This is a genomic window from Pengzhenrongella sp., from assembly GCF_036565025.1.
Classification (GTDB): Bacteria; Actinomycetota; Actinomycetes; order Actinomycetales; family Cellulomonadaceae; genus Pengzhenrongella.
Map to the genome: position 1 here is coordinate 1 of NZ_DATCNW010000450.1, position 12,244 is coordinate 12,244.

Annotated in this window: 12 protein-coding genes; 1 reads left to right on the plus strand and 11 read right to left on the minus strand. The window is 71.1% G+C overall.

Going from position 1 to position 12,244, the window contains the following annotated elements; all coding sequences use genetic code 11:
• Positions 1–41 precede the first annotated feature (41 nt).
• Genes VIM26_RS25390 through nagB form a run of 3 tightly spaced genes read right to left on the minus strand, consistent with a single transcriptional unit; the run spans position 42 to position 3,050 of the window.
• The gene (locus tag VIM26_RS25390) at positions 42–1,874 is read right to left on the minus strand and encodes a DEAD/DEAH box helicase (RefSeq protein WP_331956115.1); all 1,833 of its coding nucleotides are present in this window, start codon (positions 1,872–1,874) and stop codon (positions 42–44) included.
• Positions 1,871–2,218, minus strand: a complete 348-nt coding sequence (locus VIM26_RS25395) for a DUF3039 domain-containing protein (RefSeq protein WP_331956116.1) — start codon at positions 2,216–2,218, stop codon at positions 1,871–1,873. Before VIM26_RS25395 ends, VIM26_RS25390 begins: the two co-directional genes overlap by 4 nt.
• Positions 2,219–2,267: 49 nt before the next feature.
• Entirely contained in the window at positions 2,268–3,050 is a 783-nt protein-coding gene (gene nagB / locus VIM26_RS25400) for a glucosamine-6-phosphate deaminase (protein ID WP_331956117.1), read from the minus strand.
• A 139-nt stretch (positions 3,051–3,189) separates the two neighbouring features.
• Between nagB and VIM26_RS25405 the strand changes: the two genes are divergently transcribed.
• Positions 3,190–3,585: a GntR family transcriptional regulator gene (locus VIM26_RS25405; protein WP_331956118.1), complete on the plus strand. Its 396-nt coding sequence runs from the start codon at positions 3,190–3,192 to the stop codon at positions 3,583–3,585.
• On the opposite strand, the gene VIM26_RS25410 is transcribed toward VIM26_RS25405, so the two are convergent.
• The 8 genes from VIM26_RS25410 to VIM26_RS25445 form a co-directional block, all read right to left on the minus strand.
• Positions 3,560–3,925 (minus strand): ATP-binding protein, encoded by a 366-nt coding sequence (locus tag VIM26_RS25410; protein ID WP_331956119.1) that lies wholly within the window; start codon positions 3,923–3,925, stop codon positions 3,560–3,562. The two genes, VIM26_RS25405 and VIM26_RS25410, sit on opposite strands and share 26 nt — an antisense overlap.
• Positions 3,926–4,086: 161 nt before the next feature.
• Positions 4,087–4,863, minus strand: a complete 777-nt coding sequence (locus VIM26_RS27280; protein WP_331956120.1) for a hypothetical protein — start codon at positions 4,861–4,863, stop codon at positions 4,087–4,089.
• Positions 4,864–5,409: 546 nt separating this feature from the next.
• Positions 5,410–5,901, minus strand: coding sequence for a DUF3052 domain-containing protein (locus tag VIM26_RS25420; RefSeq protein ID WP_331956121.1), 492 nt, complete (start codon positions 5,899–5,901; stop codon positions 5,410–5,412).
• A gap of 93 nt (positions 5,902–5,994) precedes the next feature.
• Entirely contained in the window at positions 5,995–8,115 is a 2,121-nt protein-coding gene (locus VIM26_RS25425) for a beta-galactosidase (protein ID WP_331956122.1), read from the minus strand.
• On the minus strand, positions 8,112–8,930 hold the full coding sequence (locus tag VIM26_RS25430) for a carbohydrate ABC transporter permease (protein ID WP_414696584.1): 819 nt from the start codon (positions 8,928–8,930) through the stop codon (positions 8,112–8,114). Before VIM26_RS25430 ends, VIM26_RS25425 begins: the two co-directional genes overlap by 4 nt.
• A gap of 101 nt (positions 8,931–9,031) precedes the next feature.
• Positions 9,032–9,973 carry a sugar ABC transporter permease gene (locus tag VIM26_RS25435; protein ID WP_331956124.1) on the minus strand — a complete coding sequence of 314 codons (942 nt, stop codon included), beginning with the start codon at positions 9,971–9,973 and terminating at the stop codon, positions 9,032–9,034.
• Between the two features lie 98 nt (positions 9,974–10,071).
• Positions 10,072–11,457, minus strand: a complete 1,386-nt coding sequence (locus tag VIM26_RS25440; RefSeq protein ID WP_331956125.1) for a sugar ABC transporter substrate-binding protein — start codon at positions 11,455–11,457, stop codon at positions 10,072–10,074.
• A 136-nt stretch (positions 11,458–11,593) separates the two neighbouring features.
• The coding region (locus VIM26_RS25445; protein ID WP_331956126.1) for a substrate-binding domain-containing protein at positions 11,594–12,244 on the minus strand (651 nt) is incomplete at its 5' end.

A 12,244-nucleotide genomic window follows, 5' to 3' on the forward strand; every position in this document is an offset into this window, starting at 1 on the left:
GGCGGGAGGGGCGACGGGGGGAGGGGGGCGACGCGGGGGGGTTAGCGCTTGCCGACGAACCAGTCCCGCACCAGCGCGACCCGCTGCTCGAGCTGTTCGACGCTCGCGAGCGGCACCTCCGGTCCGCCGCCGCGCCGCCGAAGCTCGGTGTGCACCGAGCCGTGCGGCTGACCCGACTTGCGGGCCCAGGCCGAGACCAGGGCGGAGAGCTCCTTGCGCAGCTCGGTGAGCTTGCGGTGATCGGCCTGGGAGCGCACCTCCTCGGCGCTCGACCGCCCCTTGCGCTTGGTCTGCTGCTCGGCCTGACGCTGGGTGAGCAGCGCCGTGACCTGATCCGCGTCGAGCAGGCCCGGCAGGCCGAGGAAGTCGAGCTCCTCGGGCGACCCGACGTCGGCGCCGGTACCGAACTCGCCGCCGTCGAACAGCACCCGGTCGAAGGAGGCTTGCGCCTCGAGCGCCTGGAACGCGCCCTGCTTCCCGTCGGGGCCCACGGAGTCCGAGCCCTTCTCCGGGGCGTTCGCCGCCGCCATCAGCGCGTCCTCCGGGTTGTACTCCTCGCCCTGCTCCTCCGCGGTCAGCGGCCGGTCCAGGGCATGGTCGCGCTCGAGCTCGATGCTGTTCGCGAGCGCGAGCAGCTGCGGGACGCTCGGCAGGAAGAGCGACGCGGTCTCACCGCGTCGCCTGGCCCGCACGAACCGGCCGACCGCCTGGGCGAAGAACAACGGGGTCGCCGTCGAGGTCGCGTACACGCCCACCGCGAGGCGCGGCAGGTCGACCCCCTCGGTCACCATGCGCACCGCGACCAGCCACCGCGAGTCGCCGGCCGAGAACTCGTCGATCGCGGCCGAGGCCCCGTTGTCGGAAGAGCTGTCGTCGGACAGCACGACCGTCGGTGACTTCCCGGTCAGCCGGGCCAGGTGCCCGGCGTAGGCCCGCGCGTCCGCCTGGTCGGTGGCGATGATCATCGCGCCGGCGTCGGGCACGGTGCGCCGGACCTCGGTGAGGCGGCGGTCGGCCGCGGCGAGCACCGCCGGGATCCACTCACCGTTCGGGTCGAGCGCGGTCCGCCACGCCTGCGCGGTCATGTCCTTCGTCAGGGCGTCGCCGAGCCGCGCGCTGACCTCGTCGCCCGCCTTGGTGCGCCAGCGCATCTGCCCCGAGTAGGTGAGGAAGATCACCGGGCGCACCACGTGGTCGCGCAACGCGTCGCCGTACTTGTAGCTGTAGTCGGCGGCGCTGCGCCGGATGCCGTGCTCGTCGCGCTGATAGGTGACGAACGGGATCGCCGCGGTGTCGGACCGGAACGGCGTGCCGGTCAACGACAGTCGCCGGGTCGCGCCCTCGAACGCCTCCCGGATGCCGTCCCCCCAGGACAGCGCGTCACCGCCGTGGTGGACCTCGTCCAGGATCACCAGCGTCGGTGCGGCCGAGGTCCGCGCGGCGTGCAGCGCGGGCTTCATGGCGACCTGGGCGTAGGTGACCGCGACGCCGTCGAAGTGCGCGCCGTGCTGGCCCTGCGCGTTGCGGAAGTTGGGGTCGAGGTTCACCCCGACCCGCAGGGCCGCGTCGGCCCACTGCTTCTTGAGGTGCTCGGTCGGGGCGACCACCGTGACCCGGCGCACAATGCCTGCCTGCAGCAGCTCGGTCGCGATCCGCAGCGCGAACGTCGTCTTGCCCGCGCCCGGCGTGGCGACGGCCAGGAAGTCCCTCGGCGCGCGCGCGCGGTACTCCGCGAGAGCCTCCGCCTGCCAGGCGCGCAAGCTCTGGGCAGTCCCCCACGGCGCGCGCCCGGGAAAGGCGGGCGAGAGGTGGGAGGCCGCCGCAGACGAAGCGGCTGTGCTGGGCCGTGAGCTCGGGCGGTGCGCGGAGCTCACTTTCCGCCGGAGGAGTCGGAACCGCCGGAGCCGGAGCCGCCGTCCTGCGGCTTGCGCAGGCCGTCGTAGATCTCCTTGCAGATCGGGCAGACCGGGAACTTGTTCGGGTCGCGGCCGGGAACCCAGACCTTGCCGCACAGCGCGATCACGGGCTTGCCGCTCAGCGCGGAGCCGAGGATCTTCTCCTTGCGCACGTAGTGCGCGAAGCGTTCGTGGTCCCCCGGCTCGACCTGTTCCTTGGTCTCCTCGCGCTCCAGGACGCTGGTCGACGTGCCGCCGCCGCCCCCCGGCTCCTCGCCGAACGGGTCGTCGGGTCCGGTGTTGGGGGGTAGCGGCTCACTCATGTTCACGAGTCTAACGACGCCGTTGCGGCGCCTCGACGAGCGCGCAGGGTCACAGACCCTGCCAGTCCGGCTTCGCCGCGTACGTGCTGCGGAAGTAGTCGGCCAGCTGGAGCCGGCTCGCGGCGGCGTTGTCGATGAGCACGCTGACGTGGGGGTGGTGCTGCAGGATCGTCGCCGGCCACATCGCGCTCACCGGGCCCTCGACGAGCTGGTGCACGGCGTCGGCCTTGGCCCGTCCGGTCGCGACGAGCACGATGTGCCGCGCCTCCATGACGGTGCCGAGCCCCTGGGTCAGGCAGTGCTGCGGCACCTGCTTTACGTCGCCGTCGAAGAAGCGCGCGTTGTCGGCCCGGGTCTGGTCGGTGAGGGTCTTGATGCGGGTCCGCGACGCGAGCGAGGAGCCGGGCTCGTTGAACGCGATGTGCCCGTCGGTGCCGATCCCCATGATCTGCAGGTCGACGCCGCCCGCGGCGGCCATCTCGGCCTCGTACGCGACGCACGCCGCGGGCAGGTCCTCGGCGAGGCCGTCCGGCCCGTGCACGGCGCCCGGGGCGAAGTCGACCCGGCCCGTGAAGTCGTGCTCGATCACGTTGCGGTACCGCTGCGGGTGGTCCGCCGGCAGGCCCACGTACTCGTCGAGGTTGTAGGCCGAGGCCTCGGCGAAGGAGAGGCCGTCCTCGAGGTGGCGGCGCACGAGCTCGTCGTACACGGCGAGCGGGCTCGAGCCGGTGGCGAGGCCGAGCACGGTGTCGGGACGGCCGCGGAGCAGCTGCTCGATCGCCTCCGCTGCGAGTCTGGCAAGCACGTCCGGGGCGGCGATCACAACTTCCATGTCCACACGCTCCCACGCGAGCAAGACCCAAGGCCAATAAGAGGTCCCGCCGAGAGTGGAGTAACCGCCCCTTCGCACGGCGTTTCCTGGGCGGTTACTCCACTCTCGGCGGAGGTTTCACCCGAGTAGGTTGGGGTGAATGATCACCCTCGACCCGGACTCTTCGGTTCCGCCGTATGAGCAGATCCGCGTGCAGGTCGTCGAGGCTGTCCGGTCAGGCGCGCTCGCGCCGGGGATGCGGCTGCCGACGGTGCGCCGCCTGGCCGAGGACCTGGGCCTGGCACCCAACACCGTGGCGCGCGCCTTCCGCGAGCTCGAGCAGGCCGGCGTCGTGCAGACGCGGGGGCGGGCGGGCACCTTCGTGGAGACCTCCGGCGACGCCACCGAGCGCGCCGCCTTCGCCGCCGCGGCGGAGTATGCGCGCCGGGCCCGCGACCTCGGTCAGGACGACGACGACGCCGTGCGCTGGGTCCGGGACGCCCTGGCGGCGCTCCCGCCCACCGGTCGGCTCACACCGCCCCCACGTCGAGGCTGAACCACACGGTCTTGCCATCCGCCCCGCGGTCGTCCACGCCCCACGCGCTGGACAACGTGTCGATCAGCATCATGCCGCGACCGCTGGACGCGGTCGGTGGGGCGCTGCGGACCACCGGACGCGTGGCGCTCTCGTCGCTCACCGCGACGTTCACGACGTGATCCGCGAACCAGGTCCGCACCCGGATGTCACCCCGGTCCGGACCGTGCACCACCGCGTTCGCGAGCAGCTCCCCCGTCAACAGCTCGATGAGGTCCCAGGCATGGGACGGCACACCGGTCGCGCGCACGACGCGCATCACCCAGTGCCGCCCCACCCTCGCCGAGGAGGGTTGAGCCACGAGCCGCAACTCCACGAGTCACCCCATGCTCCGAGCCTGACGGGCGCCGCACCTGTGGCGACACCCGATTCCTTCGGGCTCAGTATCACCACCAGGACGCCCATCCGCGCGACAAGCGGCGGTGATTGTGCAGGTGAAGCGGGCGAGGTCGGCCGGCTGGCTCAGCCCGGCCGGGTCAGCTCTCCGCGCGGGGCCGGAACTGGCCGATGGACGGCGTCGCCCCGGTGATGCCCTGCACGACGGCGCCCGCGACCGCGCGCAGCTTGACGTTGCGGTGGCTCGAGGCGCTGCGCAGGATCGCGAACGCCTCCTCGGACGAGCACCGGTTCTGCGCCATGATGATCCCGATGGCCTGGTCGATCGTCGATCGTCGACCGGGAGGCCATCGCGGCCGTCAGGTCGCCGTTGATCACCGTCTGCTCGGAGATGCGGATGCACAGGGCCATCACCCGGGCGACCTGCTGGGTGAAGATGGCCGCCCGCACCAGGCGCTCCTCGTCCCAGGGCTCCTCATCCTCGGAGTAGAGGTTCAGCGCGATCGAGGCGTCCGGCCCGGCGCTCGCGGACAGCGCGGCTGCGGAGCGGAAGCCCGCACGGACGGCGGCCGCGCGCCACTCGACCCAGCGCTCGTCCTCCCAGACCTCGGCCCCGACGACGGTGCGTTGCTCGTCCAGCGACGTGATGCACGGGCCGGAGCCCGACGCCACCTCGACGTCGTCGCACCGCGCGGTGCGGGCATCGCTGCTCGCCGCCCGCCGGTCGTGCCCTCGATGCCGCAGCGTGATCCCGCAATGGGTGCCCGCCCCGATGTGATCGGGCGCGTGCTGCGCGAACTCTTCGAGGTAGTCCTCGATGCTCGCGGTCTCGAGCAGGATTGACCCCAGCTCGGCTCGTGCGGCCAATGCTGTGGCAGCATCAAGTCTTGTCTCGTCGGTCACAGCGCCCCCTTCTGTGGCCGCAGGTGCGACCAGTGCATCGCTGACGGGCGCCAGTAGTGACTGGCGCACAGAACTGTGCCGACGACGTCTCAACTGTCGCACGCCCGGCTGGGTCCTGCCGACCCGAACTGCGCTCGGGGGCCACCGTCTGCCGCCGTGGGAGTCGACCCCGCCAGACATGAGCTCGAGCGAGCGCCAGGTGACGTATTCCTCGGTGGCACCCGGTGCATCCGCGGACGTCGGCCGCGGGGACGAGTCGTTCGCGCGCCCGCCGACGGGCGGGAGCAGCCATGTCGTGGTATGCGGCACCGGCCCGCGCGAGGTCGCGCGAAACTCACCGAGGGCGTGCCGGTGTGCGCAATCGAGTGGTCATTTGTGGTGATTTCCGGCAGCAATTTCCTCGACCGGTGTTCGGGCCACATCGCCGGTGGCACCGCGCGGCGCACCGGCTGAGCTTCGAGCCGACCTGCGGGCGGCGACCTGCGGCCTCGGGGCGAGATCATCGCCCTGCCGTCGCCCGCCGATGGGCTTCGGCCGGCCTGCTGCCTACCGTGAGCGGGGATCCGGCGGTTGCCGCCGTCGAGGCACCGGGACGTCCACAAGAAACCGTGCGTTTCGCGGCGGGGGCGACGGCGTCGTCCGGTTGATGACCCGCCAGACGGCTTTCTGGCCCGACCAGTCGTCGTCTATCGCCGCGATCTTGGTATCCACCAGACCGAGCTCGAGAACCCGCGCTCGCACAATGACATCGGTAAGGTCGCTGACGTGCCCGGCCGCGCGCCGCGGCCAGGCGATCCAGAGTATTCCTGCCGGATAGATGCGCTCAGCCAGGTGCGGCAGCCGGGCCACCAGATCCTGCGCCGTGGTGAAGAAGGCGACGATCAGGTCGGCCGATTCGGTGTGGTCCCCGGCCGCGAGCTCGGGCAATGGGCCGGTCAATGCCCACCCCTCGGGAGGAGCATCGAGCGCCACCCGCTGCCCGGGCTTGATCCCGAGCTTGCGCGCCTGCGGGGTTCCGGAATACCCGGCGGGACTCATGTTCCACCCCGAGCGGAACCGGACCGCGCGCAATCACCCTCGGCGGCGTCCCGTGGCACGGCCGCGACCCCTGCCGCGTGGACCGGGATCCTGTCATCCGCCATGCGGCGCCTGCGTCTCGACCAGCACGCGCACGTCCCACGGGCCCAGCGCCAGCCGCGTGCCCTGCGCGTAGGAGATCCCGCTCAGCACGTCCTGGACGGCAGCGGGCAGCGGGACCACGACGGTCTCCCAGGACCAGTTGTGCCAGAACCGGATCCGGCGCCCGTCGGGCGCGCGCGCGGACGTCGACGTCAGGCTCAGGTGGGTCGGGCGCCAGGCGTCGCCCGCGTCGGGCACGAGCCAGGCCATCAGGGCACGGGCGAGGGCGGGGTCGGGCACCGTGCCCACCTGGGTGATCCGGCCGGCACCGTGCACCCGCGTGGTGGCCGCCGCCCACTGCCCGTAGTGCGGGTGGTCGTAGGCCAGCAGCACCTGGGCGCCGTCGACGTTCAGGCCGTCCGCCCACCGGGTCCCGGTCGAACCGGGCTCGAGCGCGAGCGGCGACCCGTCCGGCGCGACCACCGCGAGCGGATCGGTCAGCGTCGCGAACTCGTCGTACCAGACGCCCGCGGCCGCGGCGAGGCGCGCCGGCATCACCTCGGTCCGCGCCCGGGCCTCGTCGTCGCCGTAGCCGGTACGCGGGCCGACGACGAGATGCCCGCCCGCGTGGGCGTAGGAGACCAGCCAGTCCAGCGTCGCGTCACGGGCGATGTAGAGCCCGGGGACGACGAGCACGGGGTGCTGCCGGGCGGCGTCCGCGACGCTCAGCTCGCCGTCCACCAGCTGGCTGACGTGTGCGATGCGCACCTGGAGGCCCGCCTCGAACGCACCCCGGTAGAACGGGTCGAAGATGCCTTCGTAGGACGTGTGGTCCGGGCTCCCGTCCTGGTGCGACAGCTGCGGGGCCTCCTCGAGCGACCACTTGCTCGGCGAGGAGTAGAGCATGGTCACGTCGGCGTCCGGCGTCGCCCCCGCAACCAGGCTTCCGGCGGCCCGGAGCTCGGCGCCGATGCGCGCGATCTCGCGGTAGGCCCGCCCGGGACGCCCACTGTGCGGCAGCACCCCGCCCCAGTACGTCTCGGCGCCGAAGTGCAGCGTGTGCCAGTGCCAGTACTCGACCATGCTCGCGCCGCGGGCCACCAGCGCCCAGGCCGCCTGGCGCCACTGGCCGTCGTAGGCCGGCTTGTTGGTCCACGGCATGCCGATGGACTGCGCGTCGGTCTCGGTGACCAGGAACCGCTCCTGCCGGGAGGAGAACATCCGGTCGGCGCTCAGGTACAAGCCCCAGGTCCCATGGGTGGTCCACCCCTGCGGCGCGTGGGCGATCGCGGGCATCTCCAGGCCGTCCTGCATCGTGTAGTACGGATTGCCGGCGGTCACGTCGAGGCGGGACATCAGGTCGTCGTCGGCCTGCGCCGGGCGGTTGTAGGACAGGCACGTGGTGACGAACTGGTCCGGGCGGGCGTACTCCCGCACGATGTCGGCCTGCCAGCCGATGAACTCGTGGGTCTGGCGCGCCTGGAACCGGCGCCACGCGAGGTCGTACTGCGGCTGGGCGTTCCCGTCCGGGGTCCACAGGTCGGCCCAGGTCGAGATCCGGTGCGACCAGTAGACCAGGCCCCACTCCCGGTTGAGCGTCTCGGGGTCGCCGTAGGTGTGGCGCAGGTGGTCGACGAACCGCTGGAACACGCCGGTGTTGTGGAACAGCTGCATGCCGGGCTCGTTGTCCACCTGGTAGCCGAGGACCCCCGGGTGGCCGGCGTACCGGTCGACGACCTTGCGGACCACCCGCTCGGCGTGGAACCGGAACGCCGGATGGGTGAAGTCGACCTCCTGGCGTGCCCCCCAGCCGATGCGCTGCCCGGTCTTGCGCTCACCGGCGATCTCCGGGTACAGCCGGGCGAGCCACGGCGGGACCGCATACGTCGGGGTGCCGAGGAGCACCCCGATCCCCCGCTCGTGGGCGCCGTCGAGCACCGGCTCGAGCCAGTCGAGGTCGAACCGGCCGTTCTCGGGCTCCCAGGTCGACCACACCGACTCCCCGACGCGGATGACGGAGAACCCCGCCTCGGCCATGAGATCCAGGTCGGTCTTTAGCCGCTCGTAGGGCTGGTACTCGTGGTAGTACGCGGCACCGAAGAGCACCCGGTCCTCCCATGGGCGAGTGCTCATTGCTTGACCCCTCCCGCGGTGAGGCCGGTCTGCCAGTACTTGGAGAGCAGCAGGAACGCGGCGATCAGGGGGATGACCGACAGCATCGAGCCGGTGATCACCATGGGCAGGAGCTGCCCGGACGAGCCGCTGCCGCCGCCGGCGGACTGGGCGTACCAGGACGCCAGCCCCACGGTGATCGGATACAGGTTCGGGTCGTTGAGCATGATCAGCGGCAGGAAGTAGTTGTTCCAGGTCGCCACCAGGGTGAACAGCAGCACGGTCACGAAGCCGGGCGCCAGCATCCGCAGCGCGACCTGGAAGAAGATCCGTACCTCGCCGGCGCCGTCGATGCGCGCCGCCTCGATGATGCTGTCCGGGACGCCGTCCTCGGCGTAGATCTTCATCAGGTACAGCCCGAACGGGCTGACCAGTGACGGCAGGATGATCGCCCAGGGGGTGTTGACGATGCCGACCTTGCTGAACACCAGGTAGGTGGGGATGGCCAGCGCCGTCATCGGCACCATGATCGAGCCGAGCACGATGTTGAACAGCTTGCTGTTCCCGCGGAACGCGAACTTCGCGAAGCCGTACCCGCCGAGCGCGGCCAGCAGGGCGGCGAGCCCGGCGCTGACACCGGCGTACAGCACGGTGTTGAGCAGCCACCTGCCGTACACGCCGTCGTTGGTGGTGAAGGTCGCCGCGATGTTCGAGAACAGCGAGAAGTCGCCGGAGAACCACAGGCCGAACGAGGAGAACAGCTCGCCCACGGTCTTGGTCGACGCGACGAAGAGCCAGAAGAGCGGCAGCAGGAAGTACACGAGCGCGGCGAGCATGCCCAGGGTCAGCAGGTTGCTGCGCCGCTTCGACAGCGTCGTCCGGCGGCCGGCGGCCACGGGCGAGAGCTGCGCGTCGTCGGTGACGCGCGCGAGGGTGGTCACGGCCGGCTCCTTCGGTTGGTGACGAACATGACGAGGTAGGAGGCGATCACGATGGTCGCGCCGAGCAGGAAGGACACGGCCGCGGCGTAGTTGACCTCTTGTCCGGTGAACGCCAGCGTGTAGGCGTAGAGGTTGGGGGTGTAGGCGCTGTCGATGACGCTCGGCGCCAACGTCTGCAGCAGCTTGGGTTCCGCGAAGAGCTGGAACGACCCGATGACCGAGAAGATGACGCACAGCATGATCGCGGAACGGATCGCGGGGATCTTGATGCTCCAGGCGATGCGCCACTGCCCGGCGCCGTCGACCGCCGCCGCCTCGTAGAGCTCCTCGGGGATGGAGCGCAGCGCCGCGTACAGGATGATCATGTTGTAGCCCGTGAACAGCCAGGTCACGATGTTGGCGAGCGACGCGAGCATCCAGGAGTTGGAGATGAAGCGGGGCGCCGGCAGGTTCAGCAGGTCCGCGAACTGGGCGAACGGCCCGAAGTCCTTGCCGTACAGGTAGCCCCACATCAGGGCCGCCAGGACGCTCGGCACGGCGTACGGCAGGTAGATGCCAAGCCGGAACACCTTCGAGAACCGCAGCAGGCCGCTGTCCAGGGCCAGCGCGAAGAGCAGCGCCAGCACCAGCATGACCGGCACCTGGAAGGCGAAGAAGCGGGCGACCCGCCCGACGCCCTCGAGCAGGCGTGGATCGGCCAGCGCCCTGGTGTAGTTGTCCAGGCCGGCGAACACCGTGCCGCCGATCAGCTGCGACCTGAACAGGCTGATGTAGGCCGCGTAGAGCAGTGGGATGACCAGCATCGCGAGGAACACGAGCAGGAACGGGGCGATGAACAGGTAGCCCGTACTGGCCCGACGCCCGGCCACGCCGGAGCTTCGGAGCGTCGTCGGCCGGGGCGAGCCGATGCGCGGTGGTTTCTCAGCGGTGGTGGTCACAGTCCTTGCCTCTCGCTGCGGTGGACGCGGTGACCGGGTGGCACCGCGGGGTGGTGCGGGTGCTCCTGGCCGGCTGGGACCCGGAGCACCCGCCGGGGTCATGGCTTGTCGACCGTGAATCCCTGGTTCTCGGCGTAGGTGATCAGCCGGTTCTGCCACTCGTCCAGGGCAGCCTTGAGGTCGGTCTTGTCCGCGAGGGCCTTGCCGACCGTCTCGTCCCAGTCGTTGACCGCCTGGTCGAGGAACGGCGGCCACTGGAAGTCGGTGTCGACCGTCTTGCTGATGTCCGCGAACACCTGGTTGACCTGCTGGCCGCCGTAGAACGCCGGCTTCTCCTCGACGATGGCGGGGTCCGTCAGCATCGCGGTGGTCGGCGGGAACAGGAACTGCGAGGTCGACAGCATCTTCGCCGACGCGGGGTCGGTGTTGATGAACTCGGCGAACTTCGCCGAGGCGATGGGGTTCTTGGTCGACTTGACCACGGCCGACGTCGAGCCGCCCCAGTTGCCCGACTTCTGGGTGCCGCCGGCCTTCTCCTGCGGTAGGGGGGCCGCACGCCACTTGCCGCTGGTGCTCGCCGCACTGCTGGTCAGGAACACCGGTGCCCACGCAGCCGTCAGCCAGGTGGCGTACTTGCCGCTGTTCAGCCCCTGGTACCAGGAGTCGGTGAAGTCGGGGTCGGTGGAGACCACGCCGTCGTTGACCAGCGGGCCCCAGTAGTCGGCGACCCGCTGGGAGACCTTGTCGTTGACGTTGATCGTGACGTGGCCCTTGCCGGTGCTGCTGAACGGCTTCGCGCCGGCCGCCCAGAGCAGGCCCATCCAGACGCCGTTCTGGTTCGAGGCCAGGTTGGTGAGGTACGCCTTCGGGTCGCCCTGGTGCAGCGCGCGCGCAGCGTTGGCGAACTCCTCCCACGTCGTCGGCGGCGTGATCTTGTACTTGGCCAGGATGTCCGTGCGGTACAGCATTCCCATCGGGCCGCTGTCCTGCGGGATCGCCCAGACCTCCCCGTTGTCACCGGTCACCTGACCCCAGGTCCAGTCGACGAACTGGTCCTTGAGCTCCCCCGCGCCGAACGGGCGCAGGTCGAGCAGGGAGTCGGTGACCGTGAAGGTCGGGATGTACTGGAACTCGATCTGGACGACGTCGGGCGCTCCGGTCCCGGCCGAGAGCGCGGTGCGCAGCTTGGTGTACTGCGGCTCCCCCTGGCCGGCGTTGACGACCTTGACCTTGATCGCGGGATACGCCTTCTCGAACAGCGCCACCTCCTTCTCGATACCGGGGACCCAGGTCCAGAAGGTGAGGTTGGTGGGCGTCTTCATCGCCTTGTCGATGTCGGCCTGGCTGACCGCCGCCGCCGAGGCCGACGCCGCGGGGGACCCGCCGCCGCCGCCGGCGCTGCACGCCGCCAGGAGCATGGTCGCCGCCACGCCGGCGGCGAGCCACCGGGCTGTTCGTCGCGGACGTGCCCTCAAGGTGTTCATGTCTTCTCCTCCTGGCGACGTCCACGTCGCCGTCCGATGCGCCTGCGGGAACCGGGCCGTCCGGTCCTCGCCCTGTTGCTCCGCGGCGGGAACCCTCCCCCGCAGAAACCTCCTCGTGCCGCCTGATCTGCGCGGCTCAGCCCGGGGGCGGTGGCCCGGTGGACTCCCGCACGACGACGACCGCGCCGCTGCTCGGACACCCCTCGCCGGGCTTGCCCTCGATGCGTCGCACCAACAGCTCGAGGCCCGCAGCCGCGAGGGCTTCGAAGGACTCCCGCACCGTCGTCAGGGGCGGCGCGAAGTACTGCGCGGCCGGGATGTCGTCGAAGCCCACGACGCTGACGTGCTCCGGGACGCTCCGGCCCGCGCGGTTCAGGGCGTGGATCACGCCGATCGCCATGTCGTCGTTGGCGACGAAGACGGCCGTCACGCCCGCGGTCCGCGCCAGGACCCGACCAGCCTCGAACCCGCTCGACGGCGACCAGTCCCCGGAAAGGACGGGGGGAGGCTCGGCGCCGGCCGCGCTCAGCGCCTCGCTCCAGCCCTTCGCCCGATCCACCGCCGACCACCATCGCTGCGGGCCCGCCACGTGCCAGACGGTCCGGTGCCCGAGACCCAGCAGGTGCTCGGTCGCGGCCCGCCCCGCGAGGGCGCCGTCCGCACCCCCGATCAGCACGTCCGGCCCGGTCAGGCCCGGCATCCGCCCGATGCTCAGCACCGGCACCGGGCAGGCCACGATCGAGCCCGCGCCCTCGTCGACCGGCTCGGACAGGACGATCCCCTCGAC

Coding starts and splice junctions, on each gene's coding strand:
- VIM26_RS25405 (WP_331956118.1), top strand. CDS start 3,190: ATGATCACCCTCGACCCGGACTCTTCGGTTCCGCCGTATGAGCAGATC.
- VIM26_RS25440 (WP_331956125.1), bottom strand. CDS start 11,457: ATGAACACCTTGAGGGCACGTCCGCGACGAACAGCCCGGTGGCTCGCC.
- nagB (WP_331956117.1), bottom strand. CDS start 3,050: ATGGAAGTTGTGATCGCCGCCCCGGACGTGCTTGCCAGACTCGCAGCG.
- VIM26_RS25420 (WP_331956121.1), bottom strand. CDS start 5,901: ATGAGTCCCGCCGGGTATTCCGGAACCCCGCAGGCGCGCAAGCTCGGG.
- VIM26_RS25430 (WP_414696584.1), bottom strand. CDS start 8,930: ATGCTCGCCGCGCTCGTGTACTTCCTGCTGCCGCTCTTCTGGCTCTTC.
- VIM26_RS25395 (WP_331956116.1), bottom strand. CDS start 2,218: ATGAGTGAGCCGCTACCCCCCAACACCGGACCCGACGACCCGTTCGGC.
- VIM26_RS25425 (WP_331956122.1), bottom strand. CDS start 8,115: ATGAGCACTCGCCCATGGGAGGACCGGGTGCTCTTCGGTGCCGCGTAC.